The 22,828-nt window shown below is 64.4% G+C and carries 24 protein-coding genes; 11 read left to right on the forward strand and 13 right to left on the reverse strand.

Going from position 1 to position 22,828, the window contains the following annotated elements; translation table 11 throughout:
* Positions 1–30: 30 nt before the first annotated feature.
* The 4 genes from ASD22_RS03790 to pcaD are packed head-to-tail and all read left to right on the forward strand — an operon-like array spanning position 31 to position 3,402.
* Positions 31–702: a 3-oxoacid CoA-transferase subunit A gene (locus tag ASD22_RS03790; RefSeq protein ID WP_056079098.1), complete on the forward strand. Its 672-nt coding sequence runs from the start codon at positions 31–33 to the stop codon at positions 700–702.
* On the forward strand, positions 699–1,340 hold the full coding sequence (locus ASD22_RS03795) for a 3-oxoacid CoA-transferase subunit B (RefSeq protein ID WP_056079101.1): 642 nt from the start codon (positions 699–701) through the stop codon (positions 1,338–1,340). The genes ASD22_RS03790 and ASD22_RS03795 overlap by 4 nt, the downstream gene beginning before the upstream one ends.
* Positions 1,337–2,542 carry a 3-oxoadipyl-CoA thiolase gene (pcaF, locus tag ASD22_RS03800; protein ID WP_056079103.1) on the forward strand — a complete coding sequence of 402 codons (1,206 nt, stop codon included), beginning with the start codon at positions 1,337–1,339 and terminating at the stop codon, positions 2,540–2,542. Before ASD22_RS03795 ends, pcaF begins: the two co-directional genes overlap by 4 nt.
* Positions 2,543–2,550: 8 nt before the next feature.
* Positions 2,551–3,402, forward strand: coding sequence for a 3-oxoadipate enol-lactonase (gene pcaD, locus ASD22_RS03805; protein WP_056079106.1), 852 nt, complete (start codon positions 2,551–2,553; stop codon positions 3,400–3,402).
* Between the two features lie 62 nt (positions 3,403–3,464).
* Here pcaD and ASD22_RS03810 read toward each other — a convergent pair whose 3' ends face one another.
* Positions 3,465–3,884, reverse strand: a complete 420-nt coding sequence (locus ASD22_RS03810; protein WP_235577501.1) for a carboxypeptidase-like regulatory domain-containing protein — start codon at positions 3,882–3,884, stop codon at positions 3,465–3,467.
* A 282-nt stretch (positions 3,885–4,166) separates the two neighbouring features.
* Here ASD22_RS03810 and ASD22_RS17105 point away from each other — a divergent pair, with 282 nt between their 5' ends.
* Positions 4,167–4,706: a cold shock domain-containing protein gene (locus ASD22_RS17105; protein ID WP_304437628.1), complete on the forward strand. Its 540-nt coding sequence runs from the start codon at positions 4,167–4,169 to the stop codon at positions 4,704–4,706.
* Positions 4,707–4,729: 23 nt separating this feature from the next.
* Here the strand turns inward: ASD22_RS17105 and ASD22_RS16615 are convergent, their stop codons facing one another.
* Positions 4,730–4,906 (reverse strand): hypothetical protein, encoded by a 177-nt coding sequence (locus ASD22_RS16615; RefSeq protein WP_156458936.1) that lies wholly within the window; start codon positions 4,904–4,906, stop codon positions 4,730–4,732.
* Between the two features lie 298 nt (positions 4,907–5,204).
* Between ASD22_RS16615 and ASD22_RS03820 the strand changes: the two genes are divergently transcribed.
* On the forward strand, positions 5,205–5,717 hold the full coding sequence (locus tag ASD22_RS03820; RefSeq protein ID WP_056079110.1) for a VOC family protein: 513 nt from the start codon (positions 5,205–5,207) through the stop codon (positions 5,715–5,717).
* 99 nt (positions 5,718–5,816) lie between these two features.
* On the opposite strand, the gene tadA is transcribed toward ASD22_RS03820, so the two are convergent.
* The 4 genes from tadA to folD form a co-directional block, all read right to left on the reverse strand.
* Positions 5,817–6,248: a tRNA adenosine(34) deaminase TadA gene (gene tadA, locus ASD22_RS03825; protein ID WP_235577502.1), complete on the reverse strand. Its 432-nt coding sequence runs from the start codon at positions 6,246–6,248 to the stop codon at positions 5,817–5,819.
* A gap of 135 nt (positions 6,249–6,383) precedes the next feature.
* Positions 6,384–7,988 carry a glutamine-hydrolyzing GMP synthase gene (gene guaA / locus ASD22_RS03830; protein ID WP_056079117.1) on the reverse strand — a complete coding sequence of 535 codons (1,605 nt, stop codon included), beginning with the start codon at positions 7,986–7,988 and terminating at the stop codon, positions 6,384–6,386.
* Positions 7,989–8,119: 131 nt separating this feature from the next.
* A complete protein-coding gene (gene guaB / locus ASD22_RS03835) occupies positions 8,120–9,577 on the reverse strand; it encodes an IMP dehydrogenase (RefSeq protein ID WP_056079120.1) in 1,458 nt (485 codons plus the stop codon).
* An 84-nt stretch (positions 9,578–9,661) separates the two neighbouring features.
* Positions 9,662–10,531, reverse strand: a complete 870-nt coding sequence (folD, locus tag ASD22_RS03840) for a bifunctional methylenetetrahydrofolate dehydrogenase/methenyltetrahydrofolate cyclohydrolase FolD (protein WP_007080973.1) — start codon at positions 10,529–10,531, stop codon at positions 9,662–9,664.
* Positions 10,532–10,602: 71 nt separating this feature from the next.
* On the opposite strand from folD, the gene ASD22_RS17010 reads away from it, so the two are divergent.
* Together ASD22_RS17010 and ASD22_RS03845 are read left to right on the forward strand one after the other, a co-directional pair.
* Positions 10,603–10,770: a hypothetical protein gene (locus ASD22_RS17010; protein WP_235577503.1), complete on the forward strand. Its 168-nt coding sequence runs from the start codon at positions 10,603–10,605 to the stop codon at positions 10,768–10,770.
* Complete coding sequence (locus tag ASD22_RS03845; RefSeq protein WP_235577504.1) at positions 10,691–11,170, forward strand: GNAT family protein; 480 nt, start codon at positions 10,691–10,693, stop codon at positions 11,168–11,170. The genes ASD22_RS17010 and ASD22_RS03845 overlap by 80 nt, the downstream gene beginning before the upstream one ends.
* A gap of 57 nt (positions 11,171–11,227) precedes the next feature.
* Here the strand turns inward: ASD22_RS03845 and der are convergent, their stop codons facing one another.
* From der to ndk, 7 genes are all read right to left on the reverse strand, one after another.
* Positions 11,228–12,631: a ribosome biogenesis GTPase Der gene (gene der, locus ASD22_RS03850; RefSeq protein WP_056079124.1), complete on the reverse strand. Its 1,404-nt coding sequence runs from the start codon at positions 12,629–12,631 to the stop codon at positions 11,228–11,230.
* Between the two features lie 21 nt (positions 12,632–12,652).
* A complete protein-coding gene (gene bamB / locus ASD22_RS03855) occupies positions 12,653–13,855 on the reverse strand; it encodes an outer membrane protein assembly factor BamB (RefSeq protein ID WP_056079127.1) in 1,203 nt (400 codons plus the stop codon).
* A gap of 11 nt (positions 13,856–13,866) precedes the next feature.
* Positions 13,867–14,517 (reverse strand): tetratricopeptide repeat protein, encoded by a 651-nt coding sequence (locus tag ASD22_RS03860; RefSeq protein WP_056079130.1) that lies wholly within the window; start codon positions 14,515–14,517, stop codon positions 13,867–13,869.
* Positions 14,518–14,670: 153 nt separating this feature from the next.
* Positions 14,671–15,648 (reverse strand): helix-turn-helix domain-containing protein, encoded by a 978-nt coding sequence (locus tag ASD22_RS03865; protein WP_235577505.1) that lies wholly within the window; start codon positions 15,646–15,648, stop codon positions 14,671–14,673.
* The gene (gene pilW, locus ASD22_RS03870; protein ID WP_235577506.1) at positions 15,645–16,403 is read right to left on the reverse strand and encodes a type IV pilus biogenesis/stability protein PilW; all 759 of its coding nucleotides are present in this window, start codon (positions 16,401–16,403) and stop codon (positions 15,645–15,647) included. The genes ASD22_RS03865 and pilW overlap by 4 nt, the downstream gene beginning before the upstream one ends.
* 19 nt (positions 16,404–16,422) lie before the next feature.
* Entirely contained in the window at positions 16,423–17,553 is a 1,131-nt protein-coding gene (gene rlmN, locus ASD22_RS03875; RefSeq protein ID WP_056079138.1) for a 23S rRNA (adenine(2503)-C(2))-methyltransferase RlmN, read from the reverse strand.
* 74 nt (positions 17,554–17,627) lie between these two features.
* On the reverse strand, positions 17,628–18,053 hold the full coding sequence (gene ndk / locus ASD22_RS03880; protein ID WP_056079141.1) for a nucleoside-diphosphate kinase: 426 nt from the start codon (positions 18,051–18,053) through the stop codon (positions 17,628–17,630).
* 225 nt (positions 18,054–18,278) lie between these two features.
* On the opposite strand from ndk, the gene ASD22_RS03885 reads away from it, so the two are divergent.
* The 3 genes from ASD22_RS03885 (at position 18,279) to ASD22_RS03895 (ending at position 22,720) form a co-directional block, all read left to right on the forward strand.
* The gene (locus ASD22_RS03885) at positions 18,279–18,905 is read left to right on the forward strand and encodes a TetR/AcrR family transcriptional regulator (protein ID WP_056079143.1); all 627 of its coding nucleotides are present in this window, start codon (positions 18,279–18,281) and stop codon (positions 18,903–18,905) included.
* Between the two features lie 61 nt (positions 18,906–18,966).
* On the forward strand, positions 18,967–21,363 hold the full coding sequence (locus ASD22_RS03890; protein WP_056079147.1) for a 3-hydroxyacyl-CoA dehydrogenase/enoyl-CoA hydratase family protein: 2,397 nt from the start codon (positions 18,967–18,969) through the stop codon (positions 21,361–21,363).
* A 151-nt stretch (positions 21,364–21,514) separates the two neighbouring features.
* Positions 21,515–22,720, forward strand: coding sequence for an acetyl-CoA C-acyltransferase (locus ASD22_RS03895; RefSeq protein ID WP_056079148.1), 1,206 nt, complete (start codon positions 21,515–21,517; stop codon positions 22,718–22,720).
* The last annotated feature ends 108 nt before the right edge of the window (positions 22,721–22,828 follow it).

The following is a 22,828-nucleotide window of genomic DNA, read 5'->3' on the forward strand; positions in this document are numbered from 1 at the left end:
CTCCGCATCGACAGGAGAGAAGAGGCAGCCATGATCGACAAGACGACCTGGACCCTGCAGTCCGCGGTGACCGACATCCCCGATGGCGCCAGCGTGATGGTCGGCGGCTTCGGTACCGCCGGCATGCCCGACGAGCTGATCGACGCGCTGATCGCGCATGGCGCGCGCGAGCTGACCATCATCAACAACAACGCCGGCAACGGTGATACCGGGCTGGCCGCGCTGATCGCCAGCAAGCGGGTGCGCAAGGTGGTCTGCTCGTTTCCGCGGCAGACCGACTCGTGGCATTTCGATGCCGCCTACAAGGCCGGCGAGATCGAGCTTGAGCTGGTGCCGCAGGGAAACCTGGCCGCGCGCATCCACGCCGCGGGCAGCGGACTCGGCGCGATCTTCACCCCCACCGGCTACGGCACCGAGCTGGCCGCCGGCAAGGAAACCCGCGAGATCGACGGCCGGCATTACGTGCTGGAGTACCCGTTGCACGCCGACTTCGCCCTGATCAAGGCCGACCGCGGCGACCGCTGGGGCAACCTCGTCTACCGCAAGACCGCGCGCAACTTCGGCCCGCTGATGGCGATGGCGGCGAAATGCACCATCGCCCAGGTTTCAGAAGTGGTGGCGCTGGGCGAACTCGATCCCGAAGCCGTGGTGACGCCCGGCATCTTCGTGCACCGCGTGGTCGCTGCAGGAGGCAAGTCATGAGCCGCTTGAACCGTGAACAGATGGCCGCGCGCGTGGCGCGCGACATCCCCGAGGGCACCTACGTGAACCTGGGCATCGGCCTGCCGACCCAGGTCGCCAATTACCTGCCGGCCGACAAGGAAATCTTCCTGCAGAGCGAGAACGGCCTGCTCGGCATGGGCCCTGCCCCCGCGCCCGGCGAGGAAGACCCGGACCTGATCAACGCCGGCAAGCAGCCGGTGACGCTGCTCACCGGCGGCTGCTATTTCCACCACGCCGACTCGTTCTCGATGATGCGCGGCGGGCATCTGGACATCTGCGTGCTTGGCGCGTTCCAGGTCTCGCAGCACGGCGACCTGGCCAACTGGAGCACCGGCGCGCCCGGCGCCATCCCCGCCGTGGGCGGTGCGATGGATCTGGCGATCGGCGCCAAGCAGGTGTTCGTGCTGATGGAACTGCAGACGCGCAAGGGCGAGAGCAAGCTGGTCGCCGAATGCAGCTACCCGCTGACCGGCCTGCGCTGCGTGTCGCGCATCTACACCGATGTCGGCGTGTTCGCGCTTGGACCCGAAGGTGCGCGCGTGATCGAGCTCGTCGACGGCGTGAACCTCGACGAGGTACGTCAACTGACCGGCCTGCCGCTGGAGATGATCGAATGAACCACGCTTACATCTGCGATGCCGTGCGCACGCCGATCGGCCGCTACGGCGGCATCCTCTCCGCGGTGCGCGCCGATGATCTTGGCGCACTGCCGCTCAAGGCCCTGCTGGAACGCAATCCGGGCCTGGACCCGGCGGCGATCGAGGAAGTGTTCTACGGCTGCGCCAACCAGGCCGGCGAAGACAACCGCAACGTCGCCCGCATGAGCCTGCTGCTCGCTGGGTTGCCGGCTTCGGTGCCGGGCGTGACGCTGAACCGGCTGTGCGCCTCCGGACTGGAGGCCGTCGGCCAGGCGGCGCGCGCGATACATACCGGGGAAATGGAACTGGCGATCGCCGGCGGCGTGGAGTCGATGACCCGCGCGCCGTTCGTCATCGGCAAGGCTGACCGGGCGTACGGGCGCGGCCAGCAGCTCGAGGACACCACCATGGGCTGGCGCTTCGTCAACCCGGCCTTGGACACACGCTACGGCACCGAAAGCATGCCGCAGACCGGCGACAACGTAGCCGCGGATCACGACGTCAACCGTGCCGACCAGGATGCGTTCGCGCTGCGCAGCCAACAGCGCGCCGCGGCGGCGCAGGCATCGGGCTTCTTCGCCGAGGAAATCATCCCGGTCAGCGTGCCCGGCGCCCGACGCGGACAGACCGAGCTGGTCGACACCGACGAGCACCCGCGCGCCGACACCACCGTCGACGCATTGGCCAAACTGAAGCCGCTGTTCCCGGGCGGCACCGTCACCGCCGGCAACGCCTCGGGCATCAACGACGGCGCCGCCGCGCTGGTGATTGCCGGCGAAGAAGCGATCCAGCGCTTTGGCCTGCGCCCGCACGCGCGCATCCTCGGCATGGCTGCCGCGGGCGTGGAGCCGCGGGTCATGGGCATCGGCCCGGTCGCGGCCACGCAGAAACTGATGGCTCAGCTGGGCCTGCAGATCGGCGACTTCGATGCGATCGAACTCAACGAAGCCTTCGCCAGCCAGTCGCTGGCCGTCATGCGTGCACTCGGCCTGCCCGACGATGCGAAACACGTGAACCCCAACGGTGGTGCGATCGCGCTGGGTCATCCGCTGGGCATGAGCGGCGCGCGGTTGGCGCTGACCCTCGTGCACCAACTGGAAAGGACCGGCGGCAAGCGCGGCCTGGCCACACTGTGCGTCGGCGTCGGCATGGGCCTGGCGCTGGCTGTCGAGCGGGTCTGAGGCACGCGATGGCCTTCCTCAACCTCCCCACCCACCGCCTGCGCTACCGCATCGACGGCGAGCGCGGCCCGTGGCTGACGTTCTGCAACTCGCTTGGCACGGACCTGAACATGTGGGATGCGCAGGTCGGCGTGCTATCCAATACATTCCGCATATTGCGTTACGACCGCCGCGGCCACGGCGCGTCGGGCGCACCGCCCGGTCCCTATTCGATCGCCGATCTCGGCGGCGATGTACTTGCGCTGCTTGATTCACTGGCGATCGGACGCACGCATTTCTGTGGCCTGTCGATCGGTGGCATGGTCGGCCAGTGGCTGGGCATCCATGCCGGCGACCGCGTGGATCGCCTGGTGGTCTGCGCGACCGGAGCCCGCATCGGCACTCCCGAAAGCTGGCAGGCTCGCAGCGAACAAGTTCGCGAGCACGGCCTGGCGCCGCTGATGGAAACCACCGCCGAACGCTGGTTCACCCCTTCCTTCAACGCCTCCCACCCCGCGGTGGTCCGCGACATCCTGCAGCGCTTTGCCGGAACGACGGTCGACGGCTATCGCGGTTGCTGTGCTGCGCTGGCGGGCACCGACCTGCGAACGGAACTGGGGCGGATAGAAACACCGCTGCTGGCGATCTCCGGCAATGACGATCCGGTGTGCACCCCGACCGACCTGCAGGCCATAGCCGGCGGCGTGGTCAACGGAAGCCATCTGTCCCTGCCCGGTCGCCATATCGTGAACATCGAATCGGCGCAGGAATTCAACGTCGCGCTGCAGGATTTTCTGGTGTCGCCTGACAGCGGGAATATCGACAAATCCCGCGATAGAGCCGCGAGTGCCCGGCGCCTTCCGGTGCCGGGCACTTCGTGACGATACGACTCAGCGTGACCGGTTACGGTCCGGCATGACCTTCGCCGGCCACGCCACCCACATCACTGGGTGTTGGCAAGCTGGCCGCAATCGCCTTGCTTGCAATCGAAATCGACCTTGATGCCACGACCCACGATGACGCCGACATTGAGGTGCTTGACCACGGGCTTGCCGTTTTCCTCCAGCGTTACCGTATAAACACCCACCGGCAGCGAGCTGAGCATATAGCGGCCTTTTTCGTCCACCTCGACGTGACGCTGCATGCCGTTGGTCGTGCTTTTTGCCCGCACGGTGTCGCCCGCCGGTGCCTTTCCGAAGATGTGGCCCGCGGTGGCCTGCGCCTGGACAGCGACAGATCCCACCATGCCGCAGATGCCGATGACAGCCGCAACCGCCAGGCCACGGAAGGAGACGCGCTGATGGGAACGACGGGGAGAGGGAGAGCTGAAATGGTTCATGGGATTTTCCTTCTTGTTTTCCATGCGTGGGGATGAGCCGCCATGGGGTTGGCAACCAGCTCATGCGGAGTTGAAGTGTCAATCTGCTGCCGATGGAATCACTGTCACCGGAACCAGATCGACGCGCGCAGCGTATGTCGCGCAAACACCTTCCACGAAGGGTCAGAGGTCACGAACAGTACATGACGTATGGGGGAGGACGAAGGCGTTGCTTGACGATATCCACGACTCGCCGGACGATCTGTTGGCGCTTGCCGCGATCACGAAAACAAGAAAGCCACACACATGCGAACGCACGGAACGCTGGTGAAATGGAATGACGATCGTGGCTTCGGTTTCATCGAACCGGCAACAGGTACGGAAGAAGTTTTCGTCCACGTTTCCGCATTCCCGCGCGACGGCATCCGACCACGTATCGGCGAATTCGTATCGTTCGAGATCGACCTTCGAGAGGACGGGAAAAAACGCGCCGTCCGCATCATGCGTCCCGGCAAAAACAACAACACCGTGCGTCGGGCGACACGCGATGTACCGTCGGCGACGAGTCGCTCCGGCGCGTTAACCACGATCCTGGGTTTGCTGACGCTGATCGCCATCGGCTGGTATGGCTATGCGTCGTTTGCATCGAAACAGATGGCGCCTGCGGAGCCCATGTTGCCCGCGACACGTGCCCTGCCCGCGTCCGCGCCAAGTTTCAACTGTGATGGCCGCACCCGCTGCTCGCAGATGACCTCATGTGCCGAGGCGACCTATTTCCTGAAGCAATGCCCTGGCACGCAGATGGATGGCGATGGCGACGGTGAACCGTGCGAAAGCCAGTGGTGCGGCGCCAGTTGGTCGGATTGATGGCGGCCCGCACCGCCAACGTTCTAGGCGTTGGCGGCGCGAACCACGCGCGCATGCTTGATCCGGCGCAACCAGTCGTAGCCGTTCAATTCGGCCGGCATGGTGGTCGCCGCGCGGCGGGACGCCGGTGCAGCGGCGGGAGCCGCTCCATCGAATTCGGAGCGCTTGCCCTGCAACAGATTGGATAGATGACGTTTCATCGAAGTTCTTCCCGGTAAGAGCCGCTGTGACAACGGCGCATGACGTGTTCGCTGTGTGTCGAGATATCGGCGCGAAACCGCTGGAATCAACGATTCGCCACGCGATCAAAGCGTTTCCCGTCGCGAACAAATCGGCGCCGGCATCAACCAGCCCCCTGCTCCGCCCGGTGATCGAAGCGCCACACCGGCAGGGAACGATTGTTCGCATAGCGAAACACTTTGGGCGCGATTTGCGGGGTTTTGCCCGGCCTCGCCGGTGCCCATCTATCGGCACTCACGCACATTCGAGTGCCGCGCCATGCGCAAATCACTATCTTCAAGGCTATTGCCCACGCTGTTGTTGTTCGTCCTCGCCTTCGCGGCGATCGCGTCGCCGGGTGTCCGCGCGGCCACGCTGTACGGCACCGGCTACGCGCGGGTTGGCGTGCCGGATCTGGCACAGGCGGTCACGTTCTTCCAGGACGTGCTGGATTGCCGCGTGATCGGTCCGAGCTTCACGAAGAAGCCGGCCACCTCCCGCTTGCTGTCCTGCGACACGGGTTCCATCGTGGAACTGTTCGACAACGGCGACGCCTCCGCCACGCCGGGCCAGCCCTTGCGGTTCGTCTCCGACGACGTGCGGCATGGGAGCGAGTGGCTGCGGCGTGCGGGCGCCACGGTGAATGGTTCGCCGCACCGACTGACCTCTGGCCCACTGGCGGGTCGGATGGTGCTCGATTTCAAGTCGCCGTGGGGCATGCCGCTGCAGTTGCTCGACAGCCATGCCTACAACCCGGTGGACGGAACCCTGGCCACCGTCGCGGCGGATTGATCGCTCAGAGTCTGTGAGGAAAACCACTTCCTGTGGTTTTCCTCTATCGCGCGTCCGGCCATGCATGGCCGGTCCGACAGGTTGAACAAATCCAGCCTCTCAGCGGCGGGCGCGAAAGAACTCGCGCAACATGCTGGCCGATTCCTCGGCCAGCAGGCCACCGGCCACCTCGATGCGATGGTTGTGGCGGGCGTCCACCAAGGTGTCGAACATGCTGCCGGCAGCGCCGGTCTTGGGATCGATCGCCGCGTAGACGACGCGGCCGAGCCGGGCGTGGATCATCGCCATCGCGCACATCGCGCACGGCTCCAGCGTGACGTACAGCGTGGCGCCGGTCAGGCGGTGATTGGCCAGTTTCTCGCCGGCCGCGCGCATGGCCATCACTTCGGCATGGGCGGTCGGATCATGCAGGGTGATGTTGCGGTTCCAGCCAAGGCCGACGACCTCGTCCCCCTGCACCAGCACCGCACCCACCGGCACCTCGCCCTCGGCGTCGCGGGCATGCCCGGCCAGTTGCAGGGCATGACGCATATGCCGGACGTCAGCCGCCGAAAATGCGCTTGGTATTTCAGGGCTTTCGTCAGTCATTTCAATGCATTGTGGTTCATACATGAGAAAGCCGGCAAGTTGCCGGCCTCCTTGGATGCGTGCAAGTGACTGATTTTCCTATTCCCACTCGATCGTGGCAGGCGGCTTGCCACTGATGTCATAAACGACGCGAGAAACACCACGCAACTCATTGATAATTCTGTTTGAAACCGTGCCAAGAAATGCGTAAGGCAGGTGCGCCCAGTGCGCCGTCATGAAGTCGATGGTTTCCACCGCGCGCAGCGCGATCACCCATTCGTAGGCGCGTGCATCGCCCACCACACCCACCGATTTCACCGGCAGGAACACGGCGAACGCCTGGCTGGTGGTGTCGTACAGGTCGGCCTTGCGCAGCTCGTCGATGAAGATGGCATCGGCCTGCGCCAGCAGTTCGGCGTATTCGCGTTTCACTTCGCCCAGGATGCGCACGCCCAGGCCCGGGCCGGGGAACGGATGGCGATAGACCATCGCGCGCGGCAAGCCCAGTGCCACGCCGATGCGGCGTACTTCGTCCTTGAACAGCTCGCGCAGCGGCTCGACCAGCTTCAGCTTCATGTGCGCCGGCAGGCCGCCGACGTTGTGGTGGCTCTTGATGACGTGGGCCTTGCCGGTCTTGCTGCCGGCCGACTCGATCACGTCGGGGTAGATCGTGCCCTGCGCCAGCCACTTCACCTTGCTGCCGTCGGCGGTGATTTTTGCCGACTCCTCGTCGAAGATCTCGATGAAAAGCCCGCCGATGATCTTGCGCTTGGCTTCGGGATCGGCCACGCCTTCGAGCGCCGTGAAATAGCGATCGGCCGCGTTGACACGGATGACCTTGACGCCCATGTGCTCGGCCATCGTGGCCATCACCTGGTCGCCCTCTTTCCAGCGCAGCAGGCCGGTATCGACGAACACGCAGGTCAGCCGATCGCCGATGGCCTTGTGCAGCAGCGCGGCCACCACCGAGGAATCGACGCCGCCGGACAGGCCCAGCAGGACGTGATCGTCACCGACCTGCTCGCGCACGCGGGCGATCTGGTCATCGATGATGTTGGCTGCCGTCCACAGCGTGGCGCAGCCGCAGATCTCGCTGACGAAGCGCTTCAGCAGGGGCTCGCCCTGCTTGGTATGGGTGACTTCCGGGTGGAACTGCACGCCGTACCAGCGCTTGTCGTCGTTCTCCATCACCGCGACGGGGATGCGCGCGGTGCGGCCGGTGACCACGAAACCGGGCGGCGCGGTGGCGACATGGTCGCCGTGACTCATCCACACATCGAGCTTGTGGTCACCCGGATGGTCGTTGAGGCCGTTGAACAGGCGGCTGGGCGCGATGATGTCCACGCTGGCGTGGCCAAACTCGCGCGCCTCGGCCGCTTCGGTGGCGCCACCCAGTTGCGCGGCCATTGTCTGCATGCCATAGCAGATGCCGAGGATCGGCACGCCCGCATCGAACACCTGCTGCGGTGCCTTCGGTGCATCGGCCAGCGTGGTGGATTCCGGCCCGCCGGACAGGATGATGCCCTTGGCACCGAACGCGGCGATCTGCGCCGGGTCGTGGTCCCATGCCCAGATCTCGCAATACACCCCGATCTCGCGGATGCGCCGCGCGATCAGCTGCGTGTACTGCGCACCGAAATCGAGGATGAGGATCTTGTCGTCGTGGAGCCGGGATTGGGGATTCGGGATTCGGGATTCGGTCATGACGGCGTTTCAGCAGGGAATCGGGATTCGGGATTCGGGAATGGGAAAAGCGTCAAGCCCGAGCGCTGGCCATGACGCGCAGGGAACCGTTCTACCGATTCCCCATTCCCTATTCCCCATTCCCGGCACACTCAGGAATTCAGCCGATAGTTCGGCGCTTCCTTGGTGATCTGGATGTCGTGCGGATGCGCCTCGGTGACGCCGGCGGAGGTCACTTTCACGAACTGCGCCTTGTTGCGCACGTCTTCGATCGTGGCCGCGCCCAGATAGCCCATCGAGGCACGCAGGCCGCCGATCAGCTGATGGATGATGTTGCGCAACGGGCCACGATACGGCACGCGACCTTCGATGCCCTCGGGCACCAGCTTGTCCGCGTCGGCCTCTTCCTGGAAATAACGGTCCTTCGAACCCAGCGCCATCGCGCCGATCGAGCCCATGCCGCGGTAGCTCTTGTACGAACGGCCCTGGAACAGCTCGACCTCACCGGGTGATTCTTCGGTACCGGCAAACATCGAGCCGAGCATCACGCTGGAAGCGCCGGCGGCGAGTGCCTTGGGAATGTCGCCGGAATAGCGGATACCGCCATCGGCGATCAACGGGATCTCGTCCTTCAACGCGGTGGCAACCATGTCGATGGCGGTGATCTGCGGCACGCCGACGCCGGCAACCACGCGCGTGGTGCAGATCGAGCCCGGGCCAACGCCGACCTTGACGGCATCCACGCCCACGTCGAGCAGCGCTCGCGCCGCCTCGCCGGTGACGATGTTGCCGGCGATGACCTGCACGTTCGGGTAGTTCTTTTTTACCCAGCCCACGCGATCGATCACGCCTTGCGAATGGCCATGCGCGGTGTCCACCACCAGCACGTCCACACCGGCATCCACCAGTGCCGCCACGCGCTGCTCGGTGTCGCCGGATACGCCAACGGCGGCGCCGACCAGCAACGCCTCGTGGTGATCCTTCGCCGCGTTGGGATTGTCGCGGGCTTTCTGGATGTCCTTCACCGTGATCAGCCCGCGCAACTGGAACGCGTCGTTGACCACCAGCACTTTCTCGATGCGATGCTTGTGCAGCAGCAACAACACTTCGTCCTGGCTGGCGCCTTCGCGCACGGTTACCAGTTTGTCCTCGCGGGTCATAATGTTGCGCACCGGGTCGTCGTGCTTGCGCTCGAAGCGCAGGTCGCGACTGGTGACGATGCCGACCAGCTTGCTGCCCTCGACCACCGGCACGCCGGAGATGTTGTGCGCATGGGTCAGCCGCAACACTTCGCGAATGGACGTCTCGGGGTTCACGGTGATCGGGCTACGGATCACGCCGGCCTCGAATTTCTTCACCAACCGAACTTCGGCCGCCTGCTGCTCGGCCGTCATGTTCTTGTGGATGATGCCGATGCCGCCGTTCTGCGCCATGGTGATGGCGAGACGGGCTTCGGTCACGGTGTCCATCGCGGCCGACACGATGGGAATGTTCAGACGAAGGTCGCGGGTAAACCGGGTGGAGGTGTCGACGTCGCGCGGCAGCACGAGGGAGTGGCCCGGAACCAGGAAAACGTCGTCGTAGGTCAAGGCCTCGGCGAGGATGCGCATGCGAAAAGTCCCGCTGGCAAAGAGGGAATTATACGCGCCCCACCATGCCGCTCGCCAGATGGCTCGCCAACCATCGCGCCTTTTTCAGGCGGATCGCGTGGAAACAGCGCCCGCTTCCGCCGCTTCCAGTGTGTTTTCCAGCAGCGTGGCCACCGTCATCGGACCCACGCCACCAGGCACCGGCGTGATCCAGCTCGCGCGCTCCGCGGCCGCCTTGAAATCCACATCGCCCACCAGCCGACCATCGTCCAGGCGATTGATGCCCACGTCGATCACCACGGCGCCGGGCTTGATCCAGTCGCCTTTCACCAGCCCCGGCTTGCCCACCGCCACCACCAGGATGTCAGCCTGGCGCACGAAGCTTTCCAGGTCTTGCGTGAAACGATGGCAACAGGTCGTGGTGCAACCGGCGATCATCAACTCCAGCACCAACGGGCGCCCCACGTGATTGGACACGCCAACCACCACGGCATGCTGTCCGCGCACGGGGCGATCGGTGTGCCCCAGCAAGGTCATCACGCCCTTGGGTGTGCACGGGCGCAGGCCGAAACGGCGCAATGCCAGGCGGCCCACGTTGATGGCCTGGAAGCCGTCGACATCCTTGGCCGGATCGATCCGGTCGACCATCGCGTCTTCGTCGATGTGCGGCGGCAGCGGCGACTGCACCAGGATGCCGTGCACCTCCGGATCGGCATTGAGCCGGTCGATCAGCGCGAACAAGGCCTCCTGGGTGGTGTCGGCCGGCAGGTCGTGTGCGAACGAGCGGAACCCGACCTGATCGCAGGCCTCGCGCTTCTTGCGCACATACACCAGCGAGCCGGCATCCGTCCCCACCAGGATCACCGCCAGGCCCGGAGGCGGCAAGCCGAGCGCCTTGCGCGCCGCAACGCGACGGCCGATGCGCCCCAGCAATTCCTGCGCAATACGTTTGCCGTCGAGAATGCGTGCGCTCATGATCGTGCCTGTCGATAAAGGCATGCATTATCGATGCTAGCCGACACGCACACAAACAAAAGGGAGCCTGGATGCCTGCCGAGACCGTGCCGCCCATCGAACTCGACGGCAAGGGTTTGCACCTGCGCCCCTGGCAATCGCGCGATGCCCGGGCGCTGTGTGACGCCGCGCAGAGCTCGCTGTCCACGGTGGGCCGCTGGCTGGCTGCCCTGGTGCCACGCCAGTTATTCGCTGGATGATGCGCGCGCGTGGGTCGCTTATTGCGAACAAGGCTGGGCGAATGCGGAGGATTTTGCCTTCGCGGTGTTTGACGATCGCAACGGCGAATTGCTCGGCGGCGTCGGGCTCAATCAACGCAACCCGATGCATCGCAGCGCCAACCTGGGTTACTGGGTGCGCCAATCGCGGCAGGGTGAAGGCATCGCGGCGCGTGCCGCATCGCTGGTTGCCCGTTTCGGGTTCGAGCAGTTGGGATTGATCCGGATCGAGATCGTCACCCTGCCCGACAATGGCGCCAGCCAGCGCACTGCGGAAAACATCGGTGCGAAGTTCGAAACCCTGGCCCGCCATCGGTTGTGGGTGCGCGGGCAACCGATGGACGGCGTCGTGCACGCACTCATTCGCGCGGACATGACGTAAGCGTCGCGGCTCATTCGACGGGTTGGCGCTGCGAGGGCGCCGTGGAGCGGCGCAACCTCAGCGGGTGCGCTTGATCAGGTCGCTGACCCGGCGTCGCGCCTTCTTTTCCTGTTCCTTGGTCAGTACTTTCTTGCGGCCGGCGTACGGATTCTCGCCTTCGCGGAAGGCAATGCGGATCGGCGTGCCTTCCAGCTTGTAGCGCTTGCGGAAGAAGTTTTCCAGGTAACGCTGGTAGGCCGGTGCGATGTGTTTGGTGCGCGTGCCGTGGATCACGATGGTCGGCGGGTTGTTGCCGCCCGGATGCGCGAAACGCAGCTTGGGCGAATGCCCGTGCACCAATGGCGGCTGATAGCTTTCGTACGCCTTTTCCAGCGTCTTGGTGAGGTCGGAGGACGCCAGCACCTTGGTCGCTGACGCATGCGCACGCACCACGGCGCGCATCAACTCGCGCAGGCCCGAACCGTGCAGCGCGGAAATCTGCACCTGCTTGGCCCAGTCGACGAACACCAGCCGGCGATCCAGCGCGCGGCGGCATTCGTCGCGCTGGTATTGATCCATGTCGTCCCACTTGTTGATCGCAATCACCAGCGCCCTGCCCTCGTCCATCGCATAGCCGATGAGGGTGAGGTCCTGGTCGGCCAGGTTTTCGCGGGCGTCGATCATCACCACCACGACCTGCGCCGCGGCGATCGACTGCAGTGTCTTGATGACGCTGAATTTCTCCACCGCCTCCTCGACCCGCGCCTTGCGCCGCACGCCGGCGGTATCGATCAAGGTGTAGCGCTTGCCGTCGCGCTCCAGCGGCACGCGGATCGGGTCGCGCGTGGTGCCGGCCACGTCCGACACGATCAGCCGGTCCTCGCCCAGCAGGCGATTGATCAAGGTGGATTTGCCCGCGTTGGGGCGGCCGACGATGGCAACGCGGATGGTGCCATCCTCGCCGTTGGCATCGGTGGCGTCTTCCTCGTCGGCCGGCAGCAACGGCAGCACGACGCGGATCAAGTCATCGGTGCCGCGATTGTGCGCCGCCGACAATGGCAAGGTGGTGGCGACGCCGAAAGCGGAAAACTCGGCCAGCACGGCCTGCTCGTCGAGCCCGTCGGTCTTGTTGGCCACGGCGATGATCGGCTTGCCGCTGCGGCGCAGCTCGCCAAGGATCACGTAATCCTGCGGCAGCAGCCCGTCGCGGGCATCGACCACGAAGACCAGGATGTTGGCTTCCTCGATCGCCAGGCGCACCTGCTTTGCGGTGAGCACGTCCATGGCGTCCTCGACGCCCGACAGGCCACCGGTGTCGACCACCACGAACGGCCGATCGCCACTGCGGCAAATGCCGTAATGGCGATCCCGGGTAACCCCCGGCATATCGGCCACCAACGCGTCGCGACTGCGCGTCAGTACATTGAAAAGGGTTGATTTACCGACGTTGGGACGACCAACCAGAGCGACGACAGGCAACATGATGGAAGGTCGGTTCCCGGATCAGCGCGCGGACAGACGGTAGGCGCCGATGCGGCCTTCCACGTCTTCCACGTAAACGATGTCACCCACCACCAGCGGCTGGGCACGGATGGCTTTCCTGGAGAGCCGCTTGGTGGCCGCGAGCGCACCGTCGCCGGTTTGCAGCCAGTGCACGTAGCCTTCCAGATCACCCACCACCACGTAATTGCCCTGCACGGCAGGGCCGGTGACCCAGCGGTACTTCAGCGCGTCGTTCTTCCAGATATCGGAGCCGCTGTTCTTGTCGAACGCCCAGACCTGCGACTCGTCGTTCACGGCAAAAATGGCGTTGCCATTGACCGCGAGCCCATCCGTCGTCGAAAACTGGTGGGCCCACAGCGGCCGACCGCTGGGGCCGTCGATGGCTACCAGGTTGCCGTGGTAGGCGCTGCCATACAGGGTGGTGCCGTCGAGCAGGATGCCATTGTCGGCGTCATTCAGGCGCTCGATGTCGGTGCGGCCTTCGCCGGTGGAGAGCTTCTGCTCCCACAGCTTTTCGCCGTTGTCCTCGCGCAGCGCCACCAGCTTGCCGTCGTCGGTGCCGAAAAACACCACGCCGTTGGCAGCCAGCAAGGCGCCATTTCCACGCAAACTGAGCAGCGGCACGCTACCCTGGTCGTACACCCAGCGACGTTCGCCGGTGCCGGCATCCAGACCATAAATCCGGCCATCCTGGGTGCGCACCAGCACCAGCCCGCCATTGATCAACGGCGAGGCCAGCACTTCGGAGTTGAGCGCCGCATCCCAGCGCGGGCTGCCGTCCTTGGCGTTGATGCCGTAGACGTGGCCATCCAGCGTGCCTACGGCGAGCAGATCGCCACTGACCGCCGGGCCGCCCGCATAAAACGCGTCCGGGCGCTTCTTGTCGCCCCAACCGAACCAGCCGTGGGTCTTCGAGCTTTTCGACCAGAGCTTCTTGCCGCTGACCGCATCCATCGCCACCAGCTTGCCATCGGTGCTGTCGGCGTAGAGCACGCCGTCGACCACGGTCGGGCGCAGCCGCGCGCCACTGTCGCCGGCGCCTTCACCGACGCTGTTGCTCCACAACTTTTCCACCTGCACCGTCGGCTTGAAATCATCCGGCAGCGGTGTCGGTGGCTGGATGTTTTCCTTCTTGAAGGAATGGCAGCCGGCGATGGCAAACGTCGCCACAATGGCGAGCAGGCCCAGCGAATGTCGTTTCATGGATCCGGATTTCATGCGCCCTGCTTTCCGGCCGCGGCCAGATCATCGAGTTTCATCTGTAAGGCGGCGCGCTGCGGTGCTGCCTCGGTCAGTATCGACAACGCAGCCTGGTAGGCCTTGCGTGCCTCGTCGATACGCCCAAGCTTGACCAGTGCATCGCCGCGGAGTTCCTGGCTCAGGCCCTGATACTGCCCGGCAGGAATGCGGTCGAGCGCCGTCAGCGTGGCCGCGCCATTGTCACGCGCCAACTCGACCCGCGCGATGCGCAATTCGGTCAGCGACTTGAGCGCCTCATCACTGGCATGGCTGGCAGCCCACTGCAGCGAGGCTTCGGCCTTGTCCAGCTGGTTGGCCTCCAGTTGCTGGCGCGCGCGATCGCTCACCGCAAACACGGTGAAAGACGATTTCTCGAAATCCTTCATCATCTTGTCGACAAGCTGATCCGCGGCACTGGTTTTGCCGGAAGCCAGCGCGGTTTGCAGCTGCTGGTAGATTTCCGCCGCCTCGCCCTGGCTGCGCGCCTGATGGCTGCGCCATTGCTGCCAGCCGAAGATACCGACCAGTCCGATCACGATGCCCACGATGATGGAGGCGCCGTTTTCGCGCAGCCACTTCAGTACCAGCTCGCTCTGTTCGTAGTCGTCGTATGCGTCAAATGCCATGCAAAAATCCTTCGGAAGTCCGCGCCCCGCCGGCGTGTTCGGAAGCCGGCGTGGAAGATAAAAGCAAAAAGCCCACCGATACCGCTCGGTACCGGGCGGGCAATGGGCAAGCATAACCGAAATGTGGCACCCGGACGGAGCCGGGCGCGTGGATCAGAGGGCGGTCGGGGTGGCCTTGCCGTCGCGGATTTCAACGCTGAAGTGCGCGACGTTGGCGTGCCGGAAATCGTCGAGGCCAACCGGCTGCCCATCGATGGTGGCGCTGGCGCCGGAAACGTTCCCGATGCGCACGTCGAGCGGCTTGTCACTCTGATAGATCTTGTGGCTGCCCGCGGGCAGCAGACCGTATTCCAGCCGTACGCCGGCCGCATCGGTCACTTCGACCCAACTGGCGGAGGTGAGGCTGAGCTCGAGGTTGTGGCCGCCCACACCTGTCTCGACCGCCGCGGGCGGGGCCAGGACAGACGGCTTCTTCGATGCCGCGCTGCTGTCGAGGTTCGGAAAAGCGGCCATCGAGGCAAGCAGGGGTTGTTCCTGCACCGGAGGCGGCAGCGCCACGTGACTGGGCAGCCGGGCTGCGTCATTCACGGCGGATTCCGGGGCATCAACCTGCGCAACCGGCGTCGCATCCAGGGGAGCTAGATGGCTGAGGTCGCGATTGAGCGTGCCGCGCACACCCATCCACACCATCGGTACCACGATGACGGCGGTCAGCACCACATACGTGGCGGCCGTCGCGTAACGGTCGAGCAGAAAACGTGAATGCGAAATGCCGCCGGTGGCCACCAGGGTGGGCTCGGTCTGCTTGATGCGGTCGAGCTCGGTCTGGATCAGCGCCGGATCCATGCCGAGATAATGGCCGTATTTACCGATGTAACCGGCCAGATAGACCTTGGAATCGATGTCCTGATAATCGTCGCGCTCCAGCCGCCGCAACATACGGACCGGCAATCTGAGTGCGTGGGCGCAGGCTTCGATTTCCAGTCCCCGCGCTTCACGCGCCTCACACAAAAGGGCGCCGAAACTGGGGCTTCCCAGGGTTGCTGCTGAAGCCGGCTCCGCATTTTGGGGAGCATCAAAGACGATCGACTCGCTGGCATCCTGGCCAGGGAAATTGGGTTGCATGGTCATTGGCTGACGTTGTTGTCCAGAGCACGCGCCTGTTCCGAGTCCGGGAAACGGCTTTGCAGACGCTGATTGTAAGTGCGAGCGCCTTCCAGGTCGCCCAGACGAGATTCGATATCGTGACCGAGTTTCAAGGTCGCGGCGTCAGCCGCGCCCAGCCCCTCCCGGCGTTGCAGAAACGCGCGGGCGTGAAAGGCATCATTGCTCAAAAAAAGCAAGTTTGCCAGTTGATATAGTGCCTCGGCGTTCTTGGGGTTACGCACGAGCGCGTCACGAAAGCTCTGTTCCGCACCCTTCGAGTCGCTCATCTGCATCTGGCACACCCCGGCATTGGTCAGTGCCACATCCGGGGTTTGATAGAAGGGATCGGTAACAGCCTTGCGGAAATAACCGATCGCTTCGCCGCCCCTGCCGGTATGGCAAAGGAAGGCGCCGAGGTTGTTGTTCGGCGCACCCTTGGTCGGATCCAGCGCAACCGCCTTGCGGTAATGCTGCTCGGCTTCGGGAAGCTTGTTGATCCGCTCATACAGCACCGCGATGACGGTGTGCGCGGGCACGTAATCGGGATCGAACTGCAGCGCCTTGGTCAGTTTGCCAAGCGCTTCCTGCAGGTCGCCGTTGGCCATGTAGCGCTGGCCCAGTTCGGTATGTACCCGCGCCGCATCGACGGCCTGTTGGGCCTTGGACGTCTTGGGCATGTGCGCCCCCAACGCACTGCTGTTGGTGTGCGTCGTGACACAGCCCGCCAGGGTCAACGCCAAGGCAACAACCAGGACCCGCTCAGCTCGCATGCAATGCCCCCTCGTCCTGCCGCTTGCGAATATCGGCACTGCGCCGGGTGCGGTCGGTCACCTGCCCCGCCAACTGCCCGCACGCGGCATCGATGTCGTCACCGCGGGTGCGGCGCAGCATGGTAAGTACGCCGGCGTTGAGCAGCCGCGTCTGGAAATCGTGGATGTCGTTGGCGTCCGAGCGCTGGTATTGGGTGCCCGGGAACGGGTTGAACGGAATGAGATTGACCTTGCAGGTGGGCAACTTGCGCATCAGCTTGATCAGCTGGCGAGCATGCTCAGGCTGGTCGTTGATGCCCTTCATCAAGGTGTATTCAAAGGTGATCGAGGTGCGCGGCTTGCGCGCGATCCAGCGCTGGCACGCCGCCAGCAGCTCGGCGATCGGATAGCGCTTGTTGATCGGCATCAATTCCGTGCGCAACTCGTCATTGGCCGCATGCAGCGATACCGCCAGCGAGACGTCGATCTGCGCCGAAAGCTGGTCGATCAGCGGCACCATGCCCGCCGTGGAAAGCGTCACGCGCTTGGCCGCCAGGCCGAAGCCCAGGTCGTCGCGCATCAGGTGCATCGCCCTGACCACGTTCTCGAAATTGGCCAGCGGCTCGCCCATGCCCATCATCACCACGTTGGTGATGCGGCGGTTCTGGTGGGTGACGTTGCCCAGCTGTTTTGCCGCCACCCAGACCTGGCCGATGATCTCGGCGGTGGACAGGTTGCGGTTGAAACCCTGTGCGCCGGTGGAGCAGAAGCTGCAGTTGAGCGCGCAGCCGATCTGCGAGGACACACACAAGGTGCCGCGCGTCGGCTCGGGGATGTACACCGTCTCGATCGCGTTGCCGGAGTCCATGCCCAGCAGCCACTTGTGTGTGCCGTCGGTAGCTACCTTGTTCAGCAGCGTCTTCGGCGCGCCGATGTAGCAGACCTCGGTGAGCTTGGCGCGCAGCGCCTTGCCCACGTCGGTCATGTTTTCGAAGTTGTCTTCCAGGTCATGGTAGATCCACTTCATCACCTGCTCGGCCCGATACGGCTTCTCGCCGATTTGCGTGAAGAAATCACGCAGACCCCGGCGATCGAAGTCGAGCAGATTGACCTTCTTTGAGCTGGCAGCAACTTGGTTCAAGGAAAAGCTCTTGTGAAAAGTGCGGCCACGGATGGCCGCTTTTTGATCTTCGCGTTCATGGATGAACGCACAAACTATCTGGACAGGACGTCCGTCGCGGCGAAGAAATACGCGATTTCCACCTTGGCGGTTTCCACGGCGTCGGAGCCATGCACCGCGTTGGCGTCGATGGAATCAGCAAAATCCGCGCGGATCGTGCCCGGCGCCGCTTCCTTCGGATTGGTGGCACCCATCAGGTCGCGATGAGCCAGCACGGCGTTCTCGCCTTCCAGCGCGGTGATCACCACCGGGCCGGAAATCATGAAATCAACCAGAGCCTTGAAGAACGGGCGCTCGCGATGGACCGCGTAGAAGCCTTCGGCCTCCTGGCGCGACAGCTGTTTCATCTTGGCAGCGACGATCTTCAGGCCGGCCTTTTCGAAACGGGCGTAGATCTGGCCGATGACGTTCTTGGCGACGGCATCGGGTTTGATGATGGAAAGGGTGCGCTCCAGCGCCATACGAATCTGCTCCGGTGACGGATAAAAAAGATAAAGAGGGTCGGCCAGAACGGCCGGCGGTGACGTAAACCTTACAAGGATTGAGGGTTTAGCCCCGGAAAGTCTGACAGATTCTAGCTCATACGCAAGTCATATGCAGTTTGCAAGTAGCGAGGCGGTTTGACGTTCGTGAAGTGGGCCGCGTATGCTCAAACGATCGTTTGAACGCCTGTTCACCGCTGACGGATGGAAGCTATCGTGAATCGCTCAAGCTCGACCAAGGACCGCATACTCGGCGCCGCCGAAGTCCTGTTTGCCCAACGCGGTTTCGAAGGCGCGTCATTACGCCAGCTGACCGCCGCTGCCGGTGTGAACCTGGCCGCGGTGAACTACCACTTCGGCTCCAAGGACAAGCTTGTCGAGCAGGTCTTCCGGCGCCGGCTGGACACGCTCAACGCACAACGACTCGCTGCACTGGGCAATGCCAGGGAAAGCGGCAACGACCGCCTCGAGGACGTGCTGGACGCGTTTATCCGCCCTGCGCTGAAGCTGTCCCACGAGGATAGCGGCTCGCTGTTCATGCGCGTACTGGCGCGGGCCTTTGCCGAACACGACGACTCGCTGCGCCAGTTCCTGTCCGAGAACTACGGCCACGTGATGCGCCAGTTCACCGCCGAGTTCGCCCGCCTGCTGCCGCATCTCAGCAAGGAAGAGCTGTACTGGCGCATCGACCTGGTCACCGGCGCGCTGACTCACGCCATGTCCGGCTTCGGCATGATCCAGCGCAAGCAGGATGTCAGCGAAGGCGTACATCTCGAACAAACCATCCAGCACCTTATTCGTTTCGCCGTCGCCGGGCTCACCCATCCCTAGATCCGGGTGCGTCAGTCAGGACCTCGCTCGGCACTTCATGTCGGTACTTTCGGAGAAGCCAATGACTACATCCCCCCGCCAATCCCCCTCGACGCCTTCCGCGCTGCGCATCCGCAAGGCCGCCGTGCTGGGCGCCGGTGTCATGGGCGCGCAGATCGCCGCGCACCTGACCAATGCCGGCGTCGAAACCGTGCTGTTCGACCTGCCCGCGAAAGAAGGCCCCAAGAGTGGCATCGCGCTGAAGGCCATCGCCAACCTGGCCAAGCTGTCGCCCGCCCCGCTGGCCGACAAGGCGCTGGCAGCCTCGATCATCCCGGCCAACTACGACGACGATCTCGACCACCTGAAGGACGTCGACCTGGTGATCGAGGCGATCGCCGAACGGATGGACTGGAAGCTCGACCTGTACAAGAAGATCGCCGGTCACCTGTCGAAGACCGCGATCATCGCCTCCAACACCTCCGGCCTCTCGATCAACAAGCTGGCCGAAGCGCTGCCCGAGGAAATGCGCCACCGCTTCAGCGGCGTGCACTTCTTCAACCCGCCGCGCTACATGCATCTGGTCGAACTGATCCCGACCAAACTCACCGACAAGAACGTACTGGACGGCCTCGAAGCCTTCCTGGTCACCACCGTCGGCAAGGGCGTGGTAATCGCCAAGGACACGCCGAACTTCATCGGCAACCGCATCGGCGTGTTCTCGATGCTGGCCACCATGCATCACACCGAGCAATTCAAGCTCGGCTTCGACACCGTCGACGCGCTGACTGGCCCGGCCGTGGGCCGCCCGAAGAGTGCCACCTACCGCACCGCTGACGTGGTCGGCCTGGACACCATGGCCCACGTCATCAAGACCATGGCTGACACCCTGCCCGACGATCCGTGGCATCAGTATTTCAAGGCGCCGGTGTGGCTGCAGGGCCTGATCGACAAGGGAGCGCTGGGCCAGAAGACCGGCGGCGGCTTCTACAAGAAGGTAGGCAAGGACATCCAGGTGTTGGATGTGGCCAAGCAGGACTTCCGTCCGTCCGAACAGAAGCCGTCCGATGAAGTCGCCGCGATCCTGGGCGTAAAGGACCCGGCCGAGAAGTTCGGCAAGCTGCGCGCCTCCAGCGACCCGCAGGCGCAGTTCCTGTGGGCCACCTTCCGCGACCTGTTCCACTACACCGCCTACCACCTGGCTGACATCGCCGACACCGCGCGCGACGTGGATTTCGCGATTCGCTGGGGCTACGGTTGGAAGCTCGGCCCGTTCGAGACTTGGCAGGCTGCCGGCTGGCAGCAGATTGCCGAATGGATTAACGAGGACATCAAGGCCGGCAAAGCGATGAGTGACGCACCCCTGCCCGCTTGGGTCTCGGATGGCCGTAAAGGCGTCCACGGCAAGGATGGTTCGTATTCAGCCAGCGCCAACGCCGACAAGCCGCGTTCGCAGCATCCGGTGTACCAGCGTCAGCTGTTCCCCGATCCGATCCTGGGCGAGAAGTTCGATACCGGCAGCACCGTGTGGGAGAACGACGGCGTGCGCCTGTGGACGCTGGGCGACGACGGCGTCGGCATCATCTCGTTCAAGACCAAGATGAACACCGTCAACGACCACGTGCTTGACGGCATCCAGCACGCGATCAAGCTGGCCGAGGAAAAGCTCAAGGCCGTGGTGATCTGGCAGACCGGCGAACCGTTCTCCGCCGGCGCGGACCTGAAGGGCGCGCTGGGCCTGCTGAAGGACGGCAAGTTCGACGACTTCGAGCACATGGTCGCCAACTTCCAGCGCACCAGCATGGCGATCAAGCACGCCCTGGTGCCGGTCGTGTCCGCCGTGCGCGGCATGGCCTTCGGTGGCGGCTGCGAATTCCAGATGCATTCCGCCCGGACGGTTGCCGCACTCGAAAGCTACATCGGCCTGGTCGAGGCCGGCGTCGGCCTGCTGCCCGCTGGCGGCGGCCTGCATGAGCTGGCCGTGCGCGCGTCCAAGGCGAATCCGGCCGACCCGTTCGAGGAGTTGAAGAAGGTGTTCGAAACCGTGGCGATGGCCAAGGTTTCCGCCAGCGCATTCGAGGCGAAGAACCTGGGCCTGCTGCGCGACAGCGACGTGGTCGTGTTCAACGCCTACGAACTGCTGTACGTCGCCAGGAAGGTGGCGCTGTCACTGGCCGAGGCCGGCTACCGCCCACCGCTGCCCGCCCATGTCACTGTCGCCGGCGACGTCGGCACCGCCACGTTCAAGGCCTCGCTGGCCAACCTGCAAGCCGGCTACTTCGCCTCCGAACACGACGTCGACATCGCTTCGCGCATCGCCGACACCCTGTGTGGCGGCGTGATCGAGCGCGGCTCGACCGTCGACGAGGAATGGCTGCTGGCACTGGAGCGCAAGCACTTCGTGGAGCTGGCGAAAACGGAGAAAACCCAGGCCCGCATCGCCCACACCATGACCACCGGCAAGCCGCTCAGGAACTGATCACGACCCTCCACACCGTCATCCCGGCGAAAGCCGGGATCCAGCGACTCAAGGCACCACCAAAGGCACTGGGTTCCAGCTTTCGCTGGAATGACGAACAAAAACCAAGACGCGTCGCCGCATCCCTGCGCGACGCCACGGAGCAAATCCCATGACCAAGCAAGTGCAAGACGCCTACATCGTCGCCGCCACCCGCACCCCGGTCGGCAAGGCGCCGCGCGGCGTGTTCCGCAACACCCGCCCGGACGACATGCTCGCCCACGTGATCCGCAGCGTGATGGCGCAATACCCCGACATCGACCCGCACCAGATCGGCGACGTCATCATCGGCTGCGCCATGCCCGAGGCCGAGCAAGGCATGAACGTGGCGCGCATCGGCCTGCTGCTGGCCGGCCTGCCGCACACCGTGCCCGGCGTCACCGTCAACCGCTTCTGCTCCTCCGGCCTGCAATCGGTGGCGATGGCCGCCGACCGCATCCGCCTGGGCCTGGACGACCTGATGCTCGCCGGCGGCACCGAAAGCATGAGCATGGTCCCGATGATGGGCCACAAGGTCGCCATGAACCCGGCGATCTTCCAGGACGAGAACCTCGGCATCGCCTACGGCATGGGCATCACCGCCGAAAACGTCGCCAAGCAGTGGAAGGTCAGCCGCGAGCAGCAGGACGCGTTCGCGGTCGAAAGCCACCGCCGCGCCCTGGCCGCCCAGGCCGCCGGCGAATTCAAGGACGAGATCACCCCGTTCCAGCTCGACGACCACTACCCGGATCTCGCCAGCCGCGACATCACCACCGACAGCCGCGTCATCGACCAGGACGAAGGCCCGCGCGCCGGCACCACCCCGGAAGTGCTGGCCAAACTGCGCACCGTATTCCGCAACGGCCAGTTCGGCGGCACCGTCACCGCCGGCAACTCCAGCCAGATGTCCGACGGCGCCGGCGCCGTGCTGCTGGCCAGCGAAAAAGCGATCAAGCAATACAACCTGCAGCCGCTGGCCCGCTTCGTCGGTTTCTCCGTCGCCGGCGTCCCTCCCGAAGTCATGGGCATCGGCCCGAAGGAAGCCATTCCGAAGGCGCTTGCGCAAACCGGCATCAGCCAGGATCAGCTCGACTGGATCGAACTCAACGAAGCCTTCGCCGCCCAGGCGCTGGCCGTGATGGGTGATCTCAAGCTCGACCCGACCAAGGTGAACCCGCTCGGCGGCGCCATCGCACTCGGCCATCCGCTCGGCGCTACCGGCGCGGTGCGCATCGCCACGCTGGTGCACGGCATGCGCCGTCGCAAGCAGAAGTACGGCATGGTGACCATGTGCATCGGCACCGGCATGGGTGCGGCGGGAATCTTCGAGGCACTCTGAAGCTCGTCATTCCGGCGAAGCCTGAATCTGAAACTGGAACGACGCCGTAGCGATACGGCGTCGTTTGCATTTGGGTGGTTCCGGTCCGCTTGCCGCACGTTCTCTGGT

Source organism: Rhodanobacter sp. Root480, assembly GCF_001426645.1.
Classification (GTDB): domain Bacteria; phylum Pseudomonadota; class Gammaproteobacteria; order Xanthomonadales; family Rhodanobacteraceae; genus Rhodanobacter; species Rhodanobacter ginsenosidimutans.